Origin of the sequence: Agrococcus versicolor, from assembly GCF_039531815.1 — a bacterium.
Taxonomy (GTDB): Bacteria; Actinomycetota; Actinomycetes; order Actinomycetales; family Microbacteriaceae; genus Agrococcus; species Agrococcus versicolor.
The window spans coordinates 14,954-34,523 of sequence record NZ_BAAAQT010000008.1 but is presented as its reverse complement, the minus strand read 5'-3'; the positions used below and the strand labels follow the sequence as shown (position 1 = coordinate 34,523).

Genomic DNA, 19,570 nt, shown 5'->3' with positions numbered 1-19,570 from the left:
GATGGCGGTGGATCGAGCACGCGTCGCGGCGGCGGTCGGCGAGCTGCTCGCCGCGATCGGCGAGGATCCGGCGCGCGCCGGCCTCCTCGACACCCCGAGGCGGGTCGCCGACGCGTACGAGGAGTACTTCTCGGGCGTCGGCGTCGACGCGGCCGAGCACCTGCTCGACACCACGAGCCTCGAGGGCGAGACGGGCGAGCTCGTGCTCGTGCGCGGCATCGAGCTGCGGTCGATCTGCGAGCATCACCTCCTGCCGTTCACCGGCACGGCGCACATCGCCTACCTGCCGAGCGACCGCATCGTGGGGCTCGGGCGCATCCCCGCGGTCGTCGACGCCGTCGCGGCGCGGCCGCAGATCCAGGAGCGCCTCACCGACGAGATCGCCGACGCGTTCGTGCGCGGCCTCGCTCCCCGCGGCGTGCTCGTCGTCGTCGAGGCGACGCATGGCTGCGTGACGGCGCGCGGCGCCCGGCAGGTGCGCTCCTCGACCGTGACGATGGCGAGCCGTGGCGTGCTCGCGCAGCCGCTCGAGCGCGCCGAGATCATGGTGCTGATCGGATCGCCGCGATGACGCGCATCCTCGGCGTGCTCAACGTCACCCCCGACTCCTTCAGCGACGGCGGCCGCTTCGTCGACGTCGACGACGCGATCGCCCATGCGCGCAGCATGCGGCTCGAGGGGGCCGACGTCGTCGACGTCGGCGGGGAGTCGACCCGGCCGGGTGCGACGCCCGTGGCCGCGGCCGACGAGCTCGCGCGCATCCTCCCCGTCGTCGAGGGCCTCGCACGCGACGACGTCGCGGTGTCGATCGACACGATGCACGCCGACACGGCGCGGGCGGCGGTCGAGGCTGGCGCGACGATCGTCAACGACGTGTCGGGCGGGCTCGCCGACGCACGCATGGCCTCCGTGGTCGCCGAGCTCGGCGTGACCTACGTCGTCATGCACTGGCGCGGGCACGACCTGTCGCGCGGCACGACCTACCGCGACGTCGTCGCCGAGGTGCGCGACGAGCTCTCGGCCCGCGTCGACGCCGTCGTCGCGGCCGGCGTCGACGCCACCCGCATCGTCCTCGACCCCGGGCTCGGCTTCTCGAAGGGCGCCGACGACAACTGGCGCCTGCTCGCCGGCCTCGACCGCATCGTCGACCTCGGCCTGCCCGTGCTCGTCGGCGGCAGCCGCAAGCGCTTCCTCGGCGCGCTGCTGCCGGAGGGTGCGCCCATGGAGCATCGAGACCCCGGCTCGGCCGCCGTCTCCCTGCTCGCTGCGCAGGCGGGCGCGTGGGGCGTGCGCGTGCATGACGTCGCCGCGACGCGTCGCGTGCTCGACGTGCTCGGCGCGGTCGACGGCGCCGCCGCGACGCTGCCGACCGTGCTCGCGCCCGTCGCCGGCGAGCCGGATCGCATCGCGCTGCGGGGGCTGGTCGCCTTCGCGCATCACGGCGTCTTCGACCACGAGCGGCGCGACGGCCAGCGCTTCGTCGTCGACCTCGACGCGACGGTCGACCTGCGGGCGGCGGCGCGCGGCGACGAGCTCGCCCGCACGGTGCACTACGGCGAGCTCGCCGACGCCGTCGTCGCCGCGGTCGAGCGCGATCCGGTCGACCTCATCGAGACGGTCGCCGAGCGCGTCGCGGCCGTCGCCCTCGGGTTCGCGGGCGTCGATCGGGTGCGCGTCACCATCCACAAGCCGCAGGCGCCCATCGCGGTGCCGTTCGACGACGTCGCCGTCGTCATCGAGCGCAGGCGCGCGTGATGCTGCGCGAGGCGGAGGCCGTGCTGTCGATCGGCGCGAACCTCGGCGATCGCGCCGCGCTCGTGCGGCAGGCGCTCGCGCTGCTCGACCGCGCGCCCGGCATGCGCGTCGTCGCGAGCTCGAGCCTGTGGGAGTCGCCGGCGTGGAAGCCGGACGGCGCCGACGGCGCACCCGACTACGTCAATGCCGTCGCCATCGTCCGCACGGTGCTCGAGCCGCGCGACCTGCTCGACGCGGTCCACGCGATCGAGGACGCGCTCGGCCGCGTGCGCCTCGAGCGCTTCGGCGACCGCACGATGGACGTCGACGTCGTGACGATCGACGGCATCGTCGACGACGACCCCCACCTGACGCTGCCGCATCCCCGCGCGCACGAGCGCCAGTTCGTGCTGCAGCCCTGGCTCGAGGTGCAGCCGGAGGCCGAGCTGCCCGGCCACGGCGGCATCGCCGAGCTCGCCGAGTACGCCCACGGCGACGTGTGGCCGTTCCGCGAGGGGCGCGCATGACGCGCACGGCACCCGTGACCCTCGTGCTCACGTGGCTCGTCGCAGCGGCGCTCGGCTACGTCGCCGACGCGCTGCTCGTGGGCGCCGGTCGGCCCGTGCTGCCGCTGCCGGCGTCGATCGGCGCCGTGCTGGCCGCGATCGCCGTGCTGCTGCTCGTCCTCGCGTGGCCGGTGCGGCAGATGGTGCGCGGCGGGCGACGCGTCGGCTTCCGCCATGCGACCGGCGCGCTCGCGATGGCGAAGGCCTCGGGCATCGTCGCCTGCGTCGTCGGCGGCTGGGCGAGCGGCGCGCTCGTCTTCCTGCTCACGCGCGCCGTGATCTCGGGCGACGCCGTGACGATGGCGATCGCGACGACCGGCGGCGGCATCGTGCTGCTCGTCGCGGCGCTGCTCGCCGAGTCGTGGTGCATGCTCCCGCCCGAGGACGACGGCGGCGCCTCGCCCGCATGACCCGCGGCGGCCGCCTCATCCCCTCGGCGTCCGTCGTCGGGCGGACGACGCGTCCAGCGCCCGGCCCTAGCCTGGAGGCATGGAGCGCATCGATCTCGCAGGCGACTGGCGGCGCGTGAGCCCGCGCTACGCGTGGGCGGAGCTCTGGACGACGGCGATCTGGGGCGTCATCATGGCGGCCGCGCTCGCCGCGCTGCTGTGGTTCGTCGTCGGCCTCGCATGGTGGCTCGTCGCGCTCTGCGCGGGCGGTCTCCTCGTGCTCATGCTCCTCAGCGGCATCTTCGGCTTCCTGCGCGTGCGCACCATCGGCTTCGCGATGCGCGACGACGACCTGCTCGTGCGCCGCGGCATGCTGTACCGCCGCTTCGTGAGCGTGCCGTACGGCCGCATGCAGGTGGTCGACATCACGCAGGGACCCGTCGAGCGCATGCTCGACCTCAAGACGCTCAAGTTCGTCACGGCCGCCGCGACGAGCGCCGTCACGATCCCGGGGCTGCCGGGCACCGACGCCGAGATGCTGCGCGACGAGCTCGTCGCCGTCGCCGAGTCGCGCCGGGCGGGGCTGTGACCGACCCGCGCGCTCCGCTGCCCGCGGGCGACGCCCTCGTGCCGCCCGGCGCGCAGCCGGAGGCCGTGCAGGAGCGCGCCCGCTCGCTCGTCGACGGCGAGTGGCACCGCCTGCATCCGGCGACCCCGCTGCTGCGCGGCGGCCTCGCCGTCATCGTCGCCGGCGCCATCCTCGTGAACTCGCTGCGCGACCGCGTCGTCGCGCTCTTCGTGCCCGAGGCGGGCGACTACGACGGCGGCGCCCCGGATGCGGTCGGGGCCGTGGAGGAGCTCGCGCGCAGCGGCACGCTCATCTGGGTGCTCCTGGGCCTCCTGGGCGTGCTGGCGCTCTTCGTCCTCGCGTTCTTCCTCGCCTGGCGCGTGCACCGCTTCCGCGTCACGGGCGACGTCGTCGAGGTGCGGCAGGGCATCCTGTTCCGCTCGCATCGGCGAGCGCCGCTCGCGCGCATCCAGGGCGTCAACATCGAGAAGCCCTGGTTCGCGCGACTCTTCGGCGCCTGCAAGCTGTCGATCCAGTCGGCCGGCGCCGACGCGAACGTCGAGCTCGCCTACCTGGCGACGCCGCTCGCCGACGCGCTGCGCTTCGAGATCCTCGCCCGCGCCGCGGGGCGCACGACCTCCGGCGCCGAGCAGGGCGCCTCCGGCTCGCACGCGCAGCGGGTCGTCGACGACTTCCTGCGGCCGGACGCCGAGCTCGACGGCGTCGCACCGACGTCGCTCGTGCGCCTCAAGCCCGGCACGGTGCTGCTGTCGTCGCTGCTCGACCTCGGCCTCATCCTCGGCGTCGTGTTCTCGATCGCCGCCGTCGTGGTCGTGTTCGTGCTCGACGTGCCGTGGCTGCTGTTCACCCTCATCCCGGCGCTCATCTCGATCGTGAGCATCACGGTGCGCACGCTGTCGCAGAAGCTGCGCTACTCGATCGCGCAGACGCGCGACGGCATCCGACTCGCCTACGGCCTGCTGTCGACGACGACCGAGGTGCTGCCGGCCGGTCGCATCTTCTCGATCACCGTCAGCCAGCCGCTGCTGTGGCGGCCGATGGGCTGGTGGAAGGTCGCGTTCACGCGCGCGTCGAAGACGACGGACGCCTCGTCGGGCCAGCAGCGGCAGTACGCGAACATGCTGCTGCCCGTGGGCTCGCGCGCCGACGTCGACCTCGTGATCGGCCTCGTGCTGCCCGGCCTGCGCGGCACGGCCCTGCTGCACGACGGGCTCGTCGGCCGTGGTGGGTCGGCGGCCGACGGCGCGACGGATGCGGACGGCATCGTGGACGGCGCCGTGACGCGGTCGGGCGTCGCGGAGGCGGGGGCGGTGCCGATGGCTGGAGCGCCCATGGCGGCGGCTCCGTCCGGCACGGCGCCGGATGCTCCTGCGAGCGCATCCCTCGAGCGCTCGCCCGAGCACGGCCTGCCCGAGCACGGCCTGCCCGAGCGCGGCCTGCCCGAGCACGGCCTGCCCGAGCACGGCCTGCCCGAGCGCGGCCTGCCCGAGCCGTCGGCGGTGGACGCGTACGTGACGACGCCCCGGTCGGCCCGGCTGCTGCGGCCGCTGGCATGGCGTCGCAACGGCGTCGCGATCGCCGATGACGCCGTGCTGCTGCGGAAGGGCCGCATCTGGCGGTCGCTGGGCGTCGTGCCCCTCGCGAGGACGCAGTCGTTCGCGATGCACCAGGGCCCGATCGAGGGTGCGCTCGGCGTCGCGCACCTCGTCGTGCACGTCGTGGGGGCGGCGCTGTCCCCGACCATCGGCGCGCTCGCCGTCGACGACGTGCAGCGCGTCTACGACCGGGCCCGCACGCTCGTCCCCGCGGCGATCGGCGCCGACACGACCGAGACGTGGCACGTGCGCACGGCCGAGGGCTCGGGGCCGAGTGGTCCAGATGTGGACCGTTCGACGGCCGAGTGGTCCAGATCTGGACCATTCGGCGGCGCGGTACCGCAGGACGCGACCGATCGACCGGCCGGGGCGTCGCCTGCGCTGCCGCCGCCGACGGGCACCCCCGACTGGTCGCGTCCTGCGCCGACCGGTCACGATTCGCGGCCGAGTGGTCCAGATGTGGACCGTTCGACGGCCGAGTGGTCCAGATCTGGACCATTCGACGACGCGGCTCCGCAGAACGCGACCGATCGACCGGCCGGGGCGTCGCCTGCGCTGCCGCCACCGACGGGCACCCCTGACTGGTCGCGTCCTGCGCCGACCGGTCACGATCCGCGGCCGAGTGGTCCAGATGTGGACCGTTCGACGGCCGAGTGGTCCAGATCTGGACCGATCGACGACGAGGGAACGCAGAACGTGACCGATCGAACCGTCCACCCGGACGCAGACCAGCCCCGCACCGACCAACCCCGCACCGACCAGCCCCGCACCGACGAGCCGCGCTCGTGAGGCCCGCGCGTCTGGGCGTCGGCATCGTCGGCGCCGGCAACGTCGGGCCCGTGCTCGCCGCGGCGCTCGCCGGCGCCGGCCACGCCCTCGTGGGCATCTCCGGAGGCGGCGACCGCGTCGAGGTCATGCTGCCGGACCTGCCGGTGCTCGACGTGCCCACCATCGTCGAGCGCGCCGAGCTCGTGCTGCTCGCCGTGCCCACCGACCAGCTCGCCGGCCTCGTCGAGGGCCTCGCCGCCACCGGCGCCTGGCAGCCGGGACAGCTCGTCGTGCACACCGCCGCCGAGCTCGGCGTCGAGGTGCTCGAGCCCGCGCGAGCCGCGGGCGCCATCCCGCTCGCGATCCACCCCGCGATGGCCTTCACCGGCACGTCGCTCGACCTGACGAGGCTGCGCGATGCCGTCTGCGCCGTCACGGCGCCCGCGCCCGTGCTGCCGATCGCGCAGGCCCTCGTCGTCGAGATCGGCGCCGAGCCCGTCGTCGTCGCCGAGGCCGACCGCGCCGACTACGCCGAGGCCGTCGCGCTCGCGACCGAGCTGGGGGAGCGCGTCGTGGGCGACGCCCTCGCGCGCCTCGCCGCCATCGGCGTCGAGCGACCCGTGCGGCTGCTCGGACCCATCGTGCGCTCGAGCGTCGAGCGCGCGCTCTCGCGTGCGCCGTCGCATCCCGAGGCGGATACGATCGGCGACGACCTGGAGGACCGCACGTGGACACCCTGACGACGATCGCCGAGGTCCGAGCGACCGTCCGTGCGGCACGGGCCGCGGGGGACCGCATCGCGCTCGTGCCCACGATGGGCGCCCTGCACGACGGTCACCTCGCGCTCGTCGACGCCGCGATGGAGCACGCCGACACCGTCATCGTGTCGATCTTCGTCAACCCGATGCAGTTCGGCCCTCGCGAGGACCTCTCGACGTACCCGCGCGACCTCGACGCCGATCGCGCGCGCCTCGAGGAGGCAGGGGTCGCCGCGGTCTTCGCACCCACGGTCGAGCAGATGTACCCGTCGGGCACGACGTCCCCGACAGTCGTCACCGCGGGGCACCTGGGCATGACGCTCGAGGGCCGCATCCGCCCGGGCCACTACGACGGCGTCCTCACCGTCGTGTCGAAGCTGCTGCACATCGTCGACCCCGACGTGGCGGTCTTCGGCCAGAAGGACGCGCAGCAGCTCTTCCTCGTGCGGCGCATGACGCAGGACCTCGACATGCCCGTCGAGGTCGTCGGCGTGCCGACGGTGCGCGACGCCGACGGGCTCGCGCTCTCGAGCCGCAACCGCTTCCTCTCGGACCACGACCGCCGGACGGCGCTGCGGCTCGCGCGAGCGCTCGAGGCCGCGGGTTCGTCGGCCGACCGCGGCGTCGAGACGATGATCGCCGCCGCGCAGGGCGTGCTGCAGTCCGACTCGGGCGTGCAGCTCGACTACCTGGCGATCGTCGACCCGAGGACCTTCGCGCTCGTCGGCGACGACCACCGCGGTCCGGTGCAGGTGCTCATCGCCGCGCGCGTCGGCGCCGTGCGCCTCATCGACAATGCGACGTACGCCATCCCCTGATCCGCAGGCGTCAGGTCCGACGGGCGGGATGCCGACGCTCGCCCGTGACACGCCCGGGATGCGTCCAGCGTGACCGCAGGCGCAGTGCTGGACAATCCAGGGCGTGGACGCCGAGCAGACCGACGCGCAGCTGTGGGCTGCCGTCGTGCGCGGCGATGGCATCGCCTTCGCGGCGATGTTCGATCGTCACGGCGATCGCGTGTGGCGCCACGTGTGGAGGATCATGCAGCACCGACAGGACACCGAGGACGTCGTCTCGGCGACGTTCGCGGAGGCGTGGCGCAAGCGCGCACGGGTGCGCATCGTCGACGACTCGATCCTGCCGTGGCTGCTCGTGACGGCGACGAACTGCAGCCGCAATGCGAGCCGCGGTCGTCGGCGCCTCGATCGGCTCATCGCCCACATCCCTCGAGGTGGCGACGCGCCCGACGCCGCCGACGTCGTCGGCGACCGCCAGGCCGCGGACGACGCGAAGGTCGCGGTGTCGCGTGCCTTGCGCGCGCTCCCTCCGGCCGACGCATCCCTCATCGCCCTCGTCATGCTCGAGGAGGTGCCGCTCGCCGATGCCGCGCGGGCGCTCGGCATGGGCTACGGCGCGGCGAAGACCCGCATCCACCGAGCTCGAGGGCGCATGCGGGTGCAGCTCGAGGCGGCAGGCGTCGCCCCGGCGCTGGAGGAGGTGCCATGAGCCGGCCGAACGGTCCCGAGATGGACCCGGAGTTCGCGCAGCGCATGCGACGCGGCCTCGCCTCGATGGCACCCCGCGAGGTCGCGCGCACTCGCCGCATCCGTCGTCGCGTCGCGGGCGGTGCCCTCGGCGCGCTCGCCATCGCGGTCGTGACCGTGCTGGGCGTGCAGACGCTCGGCGCCGGCGACGGCGCGGGCGTCGAGGCAGGACCGACGCCGTCTCCGTCGGTCGTGCCGACGCCGACGCCCTCGCCGGAGCCCACGCCCGAGCCCACGCCGAGCCCGCCGACGACGCCCGAGCCCGAGCCGGCTCCGACGCCGCCACCCGGGTTCGAGGGCGTGGCGGCTGGCGTGCCCGTGGTGACGGAGGTGGGTCGAGGAGGCCGAGGCGACACCGGCGCCGCCGGCGGCGGACCCGTCGACGTCTACGACATCTACGTCCTCTGCGACGGTGCGGGCTCGGTCCAGACGCCCCTCGAACCCGTCGACTGCACGCAGGAGGCGCAGTCGACGGTCGTCGCGCAGATGCGGGTCGCGACCGATGCCGGCAGCGGATCCCAGGTCGTGCTGAGCGACGACTTCACCGGCGTCGTCCGCGTCGTCGCCGCCGGTGGTGCGCCGAGCGGCATCGGCGTCGGCGGCGTCGCGTCCGTCACGGCCGAGTGCCCGAACGTCACGGCGGTGGGTGGCATCCCGTTCGACTGCTCGTGGGGCGGGGTGGACGCCGACGGCGACTACTACGCGCTCGAGCTCTCGGCGTGGGGCATCCCCTACGGGCCCGACCGACTCGTCCCCTCCGTCGAGCTCTTCGGATACGACATGTCGACCACGCTGCGCTTCGTCCTCGACCCCTCGCGCTGACGCCGCGCCCTCCGACGACGCGAGCGGCGGCAGTCCTCTCGAGCGCGTCTCTATCGCGACACCGTGACCCGATCGTGACCCGATCCCTGTGACCCCACCCCCACCCCGGACATCCCTGTTCGAGACGGCGCGCACGGCGCCGCGAGCGGAAGGGGACCGGGATGGTCGTGCGTGGTCTGCGGATGGGGTTGGCGATGGTGGTGGCGGCGCTCGCCGTGCTGGTGGGGGTCGTCGCACCCTCGCAGTCGGCGGCGCAGGCGGCGCCCGCGGTGGTGCAGTGCTACGGCGACAGCATCCTCGCGTCGGTATGCGGCAGCGGCTCGACGTGGCTGCAGCGGGAGCTGCCAGGGACGCAGGTCGTCCCGTACGCCCAGGGTGGCCACTCCTCGGGAGGGATCGCGACGAAGATCGGCGCCTACGTGCTGCGCCTGTCCGCGCCCGTCGCGATCGCCGAGTCGGGGTCGACCTGGGTGGGCAGGCCCGCCTGGCTGCCGTCGTCGGACCACGAGTTCGGGCCGCTCAACATGCAGGCGTCGATCGCCGGCGTGGCGGGGCGGATCTACCACGACCCTGCCAACGGCATCCCGTGGCGCTTCGACCGTGCCGCACCGGGAGCCGTGACATGGGCGCCGGCGGGGACGCCGATCGTGTCGCTCGAGGCGCCGCGGCCCGGCTCGGCGTCGATCATCTGGGCGGGGACGAACAACCTCCTGTCCGTCGATCAGGTCCTCGCCGACGTCGACGCCATGGTGCGGCACCACCGCGCGACCTCCCAAGGCCCGTTCTGGGTGGTCTCGGTGACCCCCGCGTGGGGCAACGCCGGATCGGTCTACGGACAGGCGCGCACCCGCATCAACGCGACGCTGCAGGCCCGCTACGCCTCGTACGTGCCGCTCGACCTCTACCTCGCCAACGGGGCGATCACGGATGCGGGCCTCGTGCCGACGGCGGCGGACCGCGAGTGGATCGCGGCCGGCGCGAACCCGCCGGCGTTCTGGGCGAGCGACTGGGTGCACTTCGACGCCCGCGGCCAGCAGCGGATCGCGGCGTTCCTCGCGCGATTCGTCGGCGGTGGGCTCACGGCGTCGCAGGCCATCGCGGAGATGGCGCCGCAGTCGGCGATGTCGGCGACCGCATCCGGGCTCACGGCGACCGTGCGCGGCTGGGCGTTCGACCGCTCCGACCTCTACGCGCCGCTCGCGATCGGCGTGACGGTCGACGGGCGGTGGATGGGCACGACGCTCGCGAGCCGCTCGTCGCCGGAGCTCGGCAGGTACGGCGTGCCGGGCGGGCACGGCTTCGAGATGCCCGTCGCGATCCCGGCCGGCACGAGCACCGTGTGCGTCGTCGCCGTCGGCATCGGTGCGGGCGGCAACCACACGCCACCGTGCGTGCAGGTGACGGGTACCGCGCCCGCCCCGCAGGGGGACATGACGGTCGTGCCCGTGCAGGGCAGGACGGTCGCGATCGTGGGCTGGGCCTTCGACCACGCCGACCTGTACGCGCAGATCCCCGTCGGCATCATCATCGACGGCCGCTGGCACGTGGGGCTCACGGCGAACCAGCCGAGCGACTACCTGCGTCCGTACGGCGTCCCTGGCGCACACGCATTCTTCGCCGGCGCCACGCTGTCGCCCGGTGGGCACACGGCATGCGCGGTCGCGGTCTCGCCGCGCACGGGTCTGCAGACCACCGTCGGCTGCCAGACGTTCACGGTCCGCTGATGCGCGCTCCAGGCACGGATCCCGGCCGCGGCGCGTCGCGGATCGCGAGATCCACGATGCTGGCCGTCGTGCTCGCCACGCTGCTGGCGGGATGCGCCACCGACGGCTCCGACGGCGCATCGATGCCGGTCGAGACCGTCGCGGCACCATCGAGCGCGGCACCGTCGAGCCCATCGGCGCCGGTCGCGCCGCGTGCGTCCGCGTCGCCCAGCCCGTCGCCCCCAGCGGTGCCGATGCCGGCGCCTGCGCACGCGCTCGTGCACCACGAGCCTCTGGCCGGCGCGATCGCGTTCGACGCCCCGGTCGGCTGGACGGTCGAGGAGAGCCTCGAACCTCCGAACGCGGGCGTCGTGCTGCGCACCCCGGAGGGCCTGAACGCCTTCAGCCTCTCCCTGCACGCACCCTCGCCAGATCTGCTGGTGCCCTCCGGCTGCCAGACGGATCCGTCTGCCGCGGGCTCGATCGGAGTGCTCTCGTCCGAGCCCCTCGCGCCCTTCGCGGACGACCTCGCGAGCGCGGCCCCCGAGCTCGCGCTCGTGACGGTCGAGCATCCGCACGGCGTGCGGGCCGTCATGCTCCTCACGGCGCAGGACGCTGCCATCGGTTGCCTCGGATACGTCATCCCCGTCGCGGGCGGCTCGATCTTCGCGTCGTCGCACTTCGACACCGACGATCCGACCGCGCTGTCGCTGCGATTCCGCGACGGGGAGGAGTTCGTCGGCTCACCGGAGTACGTCGCGGTGCTCGACGTGCTGCGCTCGGTGGAGATCCGGCGTCTCGTCGTCTGACCGTCCGGCACCGCGAGGGAGGCCGACCCGCCGAGACCGCTCGGCGGGTCGGCGAGCGCTCGGTGACGTGCCCTCTCCATGGCACCTGTGACCTGCAGCCCGTGCCGGACATGACGAGGTGAGCGGCAGGGGGCCGCAGGACGGGGACGAGCCATGACAGGTCGCACGCACGGGGCGATCGCCGCCGCGATCCTGACGGTCGTGCTCGCCGGATGCGCCGCGCCGGCGCAGGAGGTCGAGCAGGAGCAGGTGGGGTCGTCGCCGAGCGCGGCGCCGTCGGCGGCGCCGTCGGTCGAGCCCGCCCTCGAGCCGACGACGTTCACGACGAGGAACGGCACGGCGTGGTTCCTGCTGCCCGACGGCTGGACGGTCGAGGACACGAGCATGCTCGATCCGCTGAGCGACCGCGGCGGGCCCGTGTGGCAGAACCAGATCGTCCTGCGCGACGCGGAGGGTGCGGAGCGAGCGGCGTACGCCGATGGCTACGCCGACGACGTCGGCGCGGCGATGGAGGTGGACGTCGTGCGGTCGATCCCCATGGCGGACGGCCTGCATGCCGCCGCCTGGTGGTCGACGACGGGCGAGGGCGACGTCTGGCATGTGCACGCGACGGTCGTGCAGGATCTCGCGCAGCCGGGATCGACCGTGCGGCCAGAGGGCTTCGATCGCCTGCACTCGTTCTCCGCGGGGCTCGCGAGCGTGCCGGCGTGCGCCGCGGTCGTCGACGAGGCGACCGCGATCACGTGTCTGGAGTCGCCGGGCGCGACCGATGCGCTCGAGCTGCTCGCCACGCTCGACCTCGCGGCGCTGCCGTGGGATGCGATGCCCGACGACGTCGACCCGCAGGCCGACGTGCCGTGGATCGAGTTCGTCTCGGCCGACGGCGCGATCGCGTTCTCGCATCCCGCGAGCTGGACCGTGCGCGACCAGCCGTGGTCGGAGCATCCGTTCCTCACCCTCGTGACGCCCGACGGCTCCGAGGCGCTCGACGTGCGGCTGGACCCGGGTGCGGCACCGCATGCGGCGTCCTGCGAGCAGCCCGAGTGGGCTGCCGAGATGCGGTTCACCCTGCTCTCCGCCGAGGCCGTCGAACCGGCAGCCGATGCCGCGCCGCTCGAGCTCGCGACCTTCCGCCTCGGCTCGGGCGACATCGGCGTCGCGATCATGACGGCCGACCGCGTCGCGCAGGGTTGCCTCGAGCCCGAGATCGTCCTCGGACAGGCGATCCTCCAGGTGACGACGCCCTACGCCACCGACGCACCCGGGATGATCCTCGAGCGCTTCCCCGGCGGCGCCGGGTTCGTGGGCTCGTACGAGCACGCCGTCATGCTCGACGTCGCCCGGTCGGTCGAGGTCCGCGTCATCCCGGGGTGAGGCGCCCGCGCGGATGCTGCCCGCGCCCACCCCTCGCCGTAGGATCGGTGTCCGTGAGCGACGCGACCCAGACCCCTGCCGACGTCCGTGACGACTGGGTCTCGAGGCTCGCCGACGAGGTCGTCGCCGAGGCCGCCCGCCGGGGCACGACGCCCGTCGTGGCATCGGGCCTGTCGCCGTCGGGCGTCATCCACCTGGGCAACTTCCGCGAGGTCATGAGCCCGCACCTCGTCGGCGACGAGATCCGCCGTCGCGGCCTCGAGGTCGAGCACATCATCTCGTGGGATGACTACGACCGGTTCCGCAAGGTGCCCGCGGGCATCGACGGCGTGGATGCGTCGTGGGCCGAGCACATCGGCAAGCCGCTCACCGCCGTCCCCGCCCCGCCCGGATCGCCGCACGACTCGTGGGCGGCGCACTTCCGCGCGCAGGCGGAGGAGGGCTTCGCCGCCCTCGGCATCCGCTACCGCGGCATCTCGCAGACCGAGCAGTACCGCTCGGGCGCGTACACGGAGCAGATCCTCGACGCGATGCGCAGACGGCGCGAGATCGACGCGATCCTCGCGCAGTTCCGCACGCTGCCCGCAGCGAAGGACGAGGACGAGGAGCTGCAGCGCGCGCTCGACGCGGGCTCGGGCGCCGCGACGGAGGACGACGGCTCCGGCGGCGCCGAGTACTACCCGTACAAGCCGTACTGCACGGCGTGCGGCACCGACCTCACGACCATCACCGCCTACGACGACGACACGACCGAGCTGTCGTACACGTGCGCGTGCGGCCATGCCGAGACGGTGCTGCTGCGCGAGTTCCGCTCGGGCAAGCTCGTCTGGAAGGTCGACTGGCCGATGCGCTGGGCGTTCGAGCGCGTCGTGTTCGAGCCCTCGGGCGTCGACCACCAGTCGCCCGGCTCGTCGTTCCAGGTGGGCCTCGAGCTCGCGCCGCTCTTCGGCTGGGAGCGGCCGTACGGCCCCATGTACGCCTTCGTCGGCTTCGGCGGCGCGGCGAAGATGTCGTCGTCGCGCGGCGGCGCCCCCGCCCCGATCGACGCGCTGCAGGTGATGGAGGGGCCCGTGCTGCGCTGGCAGTACGCGCGCCGTCGCATGAACCAGTCGTTCGACGTCGCGTTCGGCAGCGAGCTGCAGCGCCTCTACGACGAGTGGGACGCGCTCGCCCGCAAGCTCGAGGCCGGCACGGCGGGAGCGGCGGAGGTCGCGGCGCACGCGCGGGCGACGGCCACGGCCGACGAGACGCTCGAGTCGACGCCGCATCGTGTCGCGTTCCGCACGCTCGCATCCCTCGTCGACCTGTCGACGGGCGACTCGGAGCAGCTCGTGCGCCTCGTGCGGCAGGTCGACTCGTCGATCGACGACCTCGGCGACCTGCAGCCGCGGCTCGGCCGCGTCGAGACGTGGGTCGCGACGCAGATGCCCGCCGAGGAGCGCACGACGGTGCGCACGGAGCCCGACACGGAGGCGCTCGCCGCGCTCGACGCGACGCAGCGCGACGCGATCGCCCTGCTGCTGCGCGGCGGCGGCGGCCTGCCCGCCATCGGCGACGCCTGGACGATCGACGGCCTCACGAACCAGGTCTACGGCGTCGTGAAGGTGCAGCGCGGCCTCGAGCCGACGGCGATCGTCAAGGGCGACAAGGAGATCGCGGCCGAGCAGCGCGCGTTCTTCACGCTGCTCTACCGCCTGCTCGTCGACCGCGAGGCCGGCCCGCGCCTCCCGACGCTGCTGCTCGCCACCGGCGAGGAGCGCCTGAGGATGCTGCTGGGCGAGTGAGCCCGCGAGTCGCGGGGGCGGGGGCCGTCTCTGCGCTGACTGGTCGCCTTCTGCGCCGACTGGTCACGGTCGCACCTGCACTGGTCGCGCTCGCACCCTGACCGGTCACGGTTGCACCCGGACTGGTCACGCCGACGCGCTGACTGGTCGCCTTCTGCGTCGACTGGTCACGGTTGCACCCGGACTGGTCGTCGTTGCACCTGGACTGGTCACGGTCGCACCCAGACTGGTCGCTGTTGCACCTCCGAGGGGCCAATTCAGGTGCAACAGTGACCAGTCGACGCAGAAGGTGACCGGTCGGCGCAGAAGGTGACCAGTTAACGCAGGAGGTGACCGGTCGGCGCAGAAGGTGACCAGTTAACGCAGAAGGTGACCGGTCGGCGCGGATCGTGACCGATCGGACGGCGCCGTGCCTGCCTGCGAGGGGCATCCGGGACGGACGCGGCGGGTCGCGCTCGGCGGCGGTACGATGGGAGCATGCCGACGGACTTCTGGGGGAACGCGATCTTCTCGCTGATCCCGACGATCCTGATCTGCATCGTCTTCTGGTTCGTGCTGCGCTCGATCTTCCGCGCCGACCGGACGGCCCGCCGCGTCTACGACCGGATCGAGGCCGAGGAGCGCGAGAAGGCCGGGCTTCCGCCCAAGGTCTGACCCGCCGGGCGTCGAGTCGACGCCCGACGAGCCGGAGTCAGCGCTCCCCGCGCGGTGCCTCGTCGCCGTCGGAGGCCGGCGAGGGCTCGCCGGGCTCGGCCGTGGGCTCGTCGCTCGGCGCGATCGACTCGCCCCAGCCGTGCGGCGCGGACGCCTGGGCGTCGGCCGCACGCTGCTGCGGCATCTCGGATCCCGTCGCGCCGTATCCCTGCTGGTCGTAGCCCTGCTGGGCGGGCATCCCGGACCCGGGTGCTCCGTAGCCCTGCTGCTGAGGCATGCCGTATCCGGAAGCCCCGTAGCCCTGCTGAGGCATGCCGTATCCGGGAGCCCCGTAGCCCTGCTGCTGGGGCATCCCGTATCCGGGTGCTCCGTAGCCCTGCTGCTGCGGCATCCCGTAGCCGGGTGCTCCGTAGCCCTGCTGCGGCATCCCGTACCCGGGTGCCCCGTAGCCCTGCTGCGCCGGCATCCCGTACCCGGGTGCCCCGTAGCCCTGCTGCGGCACCCCGTACGGCTGCGGCATCCCGGAGCCCGGCCCCATGCCCGCCGCGACGAGCTGCGGCTGCGGCTTCGGCAGGAGCAGCAACTCGGCGCCGGCGGCACCCTCGGTGCGCCGCTGCCAGCGCTTGGACAGGAGGTGCACCGCGAGGTACGAGAGACCGAGCGCCGCGATGCAGGCGGCGAAGGCGACGAGCTGGATCCAGAACGGACCCTCCTCGCCCGTCGACGTCGAGAAGGGCGAGACGCCCATGAGCGCGAGCGGCAGCATGATGAAGACGTTGTTCGCCGTGTGCACGACGCACGCCGCCTCGAGGCCACCCGTGCGGAACGTGAGCATGGCGCACGTGAAGCCGACGAGCGAGACCTGCAGGATCGCGAGCGGCGGGTAGCCGATGTGCGCGGCGCCGAAGACGAGGCCGATGAGACCACCCGTCACGAGCGACGACACCCACGGGTTGCGCATCCACGAGCCGAGCTGCTGCGTGACGATGCCGCGGAAGGCGAACTCCTCGCCCGACGACTGCAGCGGCGTCGTCAGCACGACGATCGCGACGAGCAGCCAGTCGGGCTGGAAGCGCCACTCGATCGACGGGTCGATGAGGAACGTGATGCCGACGTAGATCGCGAAGATCGGCGCGACCACCATGGCCGAGCGGCCCACGGCGCCCCAGCGCCAGCGGCCCGCGACCGAGAACGCGAAGCCCATGGCCTTGTCGCCGTAGGCGGCGAGCGCGACGACGGCGCCCGGGATCATCGCCGCCCACGACAGGTTGACGCCGAGGAACGCCATCGGCGACCCCATGAGCGTGCCCATGAGCGCCTCGGGATCCGTCGCCGCGGCCGGGTTCGAGAAGATCTCGACGATGCCGGGCATCATCAGCACGAGCGCGATCGCCTGGCCGAGGGCGAAGAAGCCGATCGCGATGGCCCAGGCGAGGAACCAGCGACCCACGCGACGGGGGAGGGGGCGCAGCACCTGCGCGTAGACCTGGCCCTCGAGCGGCAGCGCCGCGGGCACGCGGGCGCGCGACGGCGCGGGCTGCTGCTGCTGCCACGGCTGCTGCCCCCATGGCTGCGGCTGCTGCCCCCACGGCTGCGCGGGCTGCGCCGGCTGCCCCCACTGCTCGTGGAAGATGGCGTCCTCGCCGCGGCTGAAGCCCGTCGGCACGACGCGCTCGGGCGGGCGCGCGGCGCTCGTCACCGGGTTCTCGACCGCGGCGGCGGGCTCTGCGGGCTGCGGGGTCCGCCCGATCGGGGCGGGGGCGCCGATGCGACGCGGGTCGTCCAGGCTCACGAGACCTCCATGGCTGGCAGGGTAGCCGCGCAGCATCGGTCGCACCTGTGCGGGCACGCCATGCCGACAGCGAACAGGCCGCCGTGGCCGCCGTGCACGGTCTAGCCTCGAATCCAGACGTCAGGAGGCATGCGATGTTCGAACGGTTCACGGATCGCGCCCGCCGGGTTGTCGTCCTCGCCCAAGAAGAGGCGAAGATGCTCAACCACAACTACATCGGCACGGAGCACATCCTGCTCGGCCTCATCCACGAGGGCGAGGGGATCGCCGCGAAGGCGCTCGAGCAGCTCGGGATCTCGCTGGATGCGGTGCGCGAGCAGGTGCAGGACATCATCGGCACCGGTGCGCAGCAGTCGAGCGGGCACATCCCGTTCACGCCGCGTGCGAAGAAGGTGCTCGAGCTCAGCCTCCGCGAGGCGCTGCAGCTCGGCCACAACTACATCGGCACGGAGCACGTGCTGCTCGGCCTCATCCGCGAGGGCGAGGGCGTCGCAGCCCAGGTGCTCGTGAAGCTGGGCGCCGACCTCAACCGCGTGCGCCAGACGGTCAACCAGCTGCTCTCGGGCACGCAGTCGCGCGAGTCGACGACCGTCGGTGGCGAGACGCAGCAGCAGGGCGGCGACCAGAAGGGGTCGCAGATCCTCGACCAGTTCGGGCGCAACCTCACGCAGGCTGCACGCGACGGCCGGCTCGACCCCGTCATCGGGCGCGAGAAGGAGATCGAGCGGGTCATGCAGATCCTCTCGCGTCGCGGCAAGAACAACCCCGTCCTCATCGGCGAGCCCGGCGTCGGCAAGACGGCCGTCGTCGAGGGCCTCGCGCAGGCCATCGTCAAGGGCGAGGTGCCCGAGACGCTGAAGGACAAGCAGGTCTACACGCTCGACCTCGGCTCGCTCATCGCCGGCTCGCGCTACCGCGGAGACTTCGAGGAGCGCCTCAAGAAGGTGACGAAGGAGATCCGCACCCGCGGCGACATCATCACCTTCATCGACGAGATCCACACGCTCGTCGGCGCAGGTGCTGCCGAGGGCGCGATCGACGCCGCCAACATCCTCAAGCCGCTGCTGGCGCGAGGCGAGCTGCAGACGATCGGCGCGACGACGCTCGACGAGTATCGCAAGCACTTCGAGAAGGATGCGGCGCTCGAGCGACGCTTCCAGCCGATCCAGGTCGCCGAGCCCTCCGTGGCGCACACGATCAACATCCTCAAGGGCCTGCGCGACCGCTACGAGTCGCACCACAAGGTCACGATCACCGACGGCGCCATCGTCGCGGCGGCGAACCTCGCCGACCGCTACGTGCAGGACCGCTTCCTGCCGGACAAGGCCATCGACCTGATCGACGAGGGCGGCGCACGCCTGCGACTGTCGATCCTGTCGGCCCCGCCGGAGCTGCGCGAGTTCGACGAGAAGATCGCCGACGTGCGCACCCGCAAGGAGCGCGCGATCGAGGACCAGGACTTCGAGGGCGCCGCACGGCTGCGCGACGAGGAGAAGAACCTCCTCGGCGAGCGCCTGCGCCTCGAGAAGCAGTGGCGTCACGGCGACGGCGGCCCCACGGGCACCCTCGACGAGGGCATCATCGCCGAGGTGCTCGCGAACGCGACCGGCATCCCCGTCTTCAAGCTCACCGAGGAGGAGTCCGCTCGCCTCGTGTTCATGGAGAAGGCACTCCACCAGCGCGTCATCGGGCAGGACGAGGCGATCGGCGTGCTGTCGAGGACCATCCGTCGTCAGCGCGCGGGCCTCAAGGACCCGCGTCGCCCGGGCGGATCGTTCATCTTCGCCGGCCCCACGGGCGTCGGCAAGACCGAGCTCGCCAAGGCGCTCGCCGAGTTCCTGTTCGACGACGAGGACGCGCTCATCGCGCTCGACATGTCGGAGTACAGCGAGAAGCACACCGTCTCGCGTCTCTTCGGCGCCCCTCCCGGATTCGTCGGCTACGACGAGGGCGGCCAGCTCACCGAGAAGGTGCGCCGCAAGCCGTTCTCCGTCGTCCTGTTCGACGAGATCGAGAAGGCGCACCCGGACATCTTCAACTCGCTCCTGCAGATCCTCGAGGAGGGTCGTCTCACCGACGGCCAGGGTCGCGTGGTCGACTTCAAGAACACGGTCATCATCATGACGACGAACCTCGGTGCGAAGGACATCGCCGGCGGCCCCGTCGGCTTCGTCCTCGAGGGCTCGACGGCGAACGACTACGAGCGCATGCGCTCGAAGGTCAACGAGGAGCTGAAGAAGAGCTTCCGCCCCGAGTTCCTGAACCGCGTCGACGAGACGATCGTGTTCCCGCAGCTCACCCCGGAGGAGCTGCTGCAGATCGTCGACCTGTTCATCAAGCGCCTCGCGGATCGCATGCTGGACCGCGACCTCACGCTCGAGCTGAAGGAGTCGGCCAAGCGCCAGCTCATCAACCTCGGCTACGACCCCGCGCTCGGCGCTCGCCCGCTGCGGCGTGCGGTGCAGCACGAGATCGAGGACATCCTCAGCGAGAAGATCCTGCACGGCGAGCTCGACGCGGGCGCGCACGTGACCGTCGAGTTCGATGGCGACCAGTTCGTCTTCACGACGGAGGATCGCTCGGCGCCCATGGAGGCCATCGAGGCCGCCGCGGGCTGACGCCCGGCACGCACGACGCCCCCGCATCCATCGGATGCGGGGGCGTCGTCGCGTCGGCCGCTCGCGATCGA

17 protein-coding genes are annotated in these 19,570 nt (G+C 73.0%); 16 read left to right on the top strand and 1 reads right to left on the bottom strand.

Annotated elements, in window-relative coordinates:
* The first annotated feature begins 1 nt into the window (after position 1).
* The 15 genes from folE (at position 2) to ABD249_RS12535 (ending at position 15,089) form a co-directional block, all read left to right on the top strand.
* The gene (folE, locus tag ABD249_RS12605; RefSeq protein ID WP_344344097.1) at positions 2-571 is read left to right on the top strand and encodes a GTP cyclohydrolase I FolE; all 570 of its coding nucleotides are present in this window, start codon (positions 2-4) and stop codon (positions 569-571) included.
* The gene (folP, locus tag ABD249_RS12600; RefSeq protein ID WP_344344095.1) at positions 568-1,755 is read left to right on the top strand and encodes a dihydropteroate synthase; all 1,188 of its coding nucleotides are present in this window, start codon (positions 568-570) and stop codon (positions 1,753-1,755) included. Before folE ends, folP begins: the two co-directional genes overlap by 4 nt.
* Positions 1,755-2,261 carry a 2-amino-4-hydroxy-6-hydroxymethyldihydropteridine diphosphokinase gene (gene folK / locus ABD249_RS12595; RefSeq protein WP_344344093.1) on the top strand — a complete coding sequence of 169 codons (507 nt, stop codon included), beginning with the start codon at positions 1,755-1,757 and terminating at the stop codon, positions 2,259-2,261. Before folP ends, folK begins: the two co-directional genes overlap by 1 nt.
* Positions 2,258-2,710 carry a DUF3180 domain-containing protein gene (locus ABD249_RS12590; protein WP_344344091.1) on the top strand — a complete coding sequence of 151 codons (453 nt, stop codon included), beginning with the start codon at positions 2,258-2,260 and terminating at the stop codon, positions 2,708-2,710. Before folK ends, ABD249_RS12590 begins: the two co-directional genes overlap by 4 nt.
* Before the next feature lie 79 nt (positions 2,711-2,789).
* Positions 2,790-3,278 (top strand): PH domain-containing protein, encoded by a 489-nt coding sequence (locus ABD249_RS12585; protein WP_344344089.1) that lies wholly within the window; start codon positions 2,790-2,792, stop codon positions 3,276-3,278.
* Complete coding sequence (locus tag ABD249_RS12580; RefSeq protein WP_344344087.1) at positions 3,275-5,662, top strand: PH domain-containing protein; 2,388 nt, start codon at positions 3,275-3,277, stop codon at positions 5,660-5,662. Before ABD249_RS12585 ends, ABD249_RS12580 begins: the two co-directional genes overlap by 4 nt.
* The gene (locus tag ABD249_RS12575) at positions 5,659-6,381 is read left to right on the top strand and encodes a DUF2520 domain-containing protein (RefSeq protein ID WP_344344085.1); all 723 of its coding nucleotides are present in this window, start codon (positions 5,659-5,661) and stop codon (positions 6,379-6,381) included. Before ABD249_RS12580 ends, ABD249_RS12575 begins: the two co-directional genes overlap by 4 nt.
* Positions 6,369-7,217, top strand: a complete 849-nt coding sequence (gene panC / locus ABD249_RS12570; protein ID WP_425546338.1) for a pantoate--beta-alanine ligase — start codon at positions 6,369-6,371, stop codon at positions 7,215-7,217. Before ABD249_RS12575 ends, panC begins: the two co-directional genes overlap by 13 nt.
* Positions 7,218-7,320: 103 nt before the next feature.
* Complete coding sequence (locus tag ABD249_RS12565) at positions 7,321-7,905, top strand: RNA polymerase sigma factor (protein ID WP_344344083.1); 585 nt, start codon at positions 7,321-7,323, stop codon at positions 7,903-7,905.
* Positions 7,902-8,765, top strand: coding sequence for a hypothetical protein (locus ABD249_RS12560; protein ID WP_344344081.1), 864 nt, complete (start codon positions 7,902-7,904; stop codon positions 8,763-8,765). Before ABD249_RS12565 ends, ABD249_RS12560 begins: the two co-directional genes overlap by 4 nt.
* Positions 8,766-8,926: 161 nt before the next feature.
* Positions 8,927-10,489, top strand: coding sequence for an SGNH/GDSL hydrolase family protein (locus ABD249_RS12555; protein ID WP_344344079.1), 1,563 nt, complete (start codon positions 8,927-8,929; stop codon positions 10,487-10,489).
* Entirely contained in the window at positions 10,489-11,277 is a 789-nt protein-coding gene (locus ABD249_RS12550; protein WP_344344077.1) for a hypothetical protein, read from the top strand. The genes ABD249_RS12555 and ABD249_RS12550 overlap by 1 nt, the downstream gene beginning before the upstream one ends.
* A gap of 153 nt (positions 11,278-11,430) precedes the next feature.
* Positions 11,431-12,651, top strand: coding sequence for a hypothetical protein (locus ABD249_RS12545; protein ID WP_344344075.1), 1,221 nt, complete (start codon positions 11,431-11,433; stop codon positions 12,649-12,651).
* Between the two features lie 53 nt (positions 12,652-12,704).
* On the top strand, positions 12,705-14,435 hold the full coding sequence (locus tag ABD249_RS12540; RefSeq protein ID WP_344344073.1) for a lysine--tRNA ligase: 1,731 nt from the start codon (positions 12,705-12,707) through the stop codon (positions 14,433-14,435).
* Positions 14,436-14,912: 477 nt separating this feature from the next.
* Positions 14,913-15,089: a hypothetical protein gene (locus ABD249_RS12535; RefSeq protein WP_344344071.1), complete on the top strand. Its 177-nt coding sequence runs from the start codon at positions 14,913-14,915 to the stop codon at positions 15,087-15,089.
* 37 nt (positions 15,090-15,126) lie between these two features.
* Here ABD249_RS12535 and ABD249_RS12530 read toward each other — a convergent pair whose 3' ends face one another.
* Positions 15,127-16,881, bottom strand: a complete 1,755-nt coding sequence (locus tag ABD249_RS12530; protein WP_344344069.1) for a CPBP family glutamic-type intramembrane protease — start codon at positions 16,879-16,881, stop codon at positions 15,127-15,129.
* Between the two features lie 134 nt (positions 16,882-17,015).
* Between ABD249_RS12530 and ABD249_RS12525 the strand changes: the two genes are divergently transcribed.
* A complete protein-coding gene (locus ABD249_RS12525; protein WP_344344067.1) occupies positions 17,016-19,499 on the top strand; it encodes an ATP-dependent Clp protease ATP-binding subunit in 2,484 nt (827 codons plus the stop codon).
* Positions 19,500-19,570 lie beyond the last annotated feature (71 nt).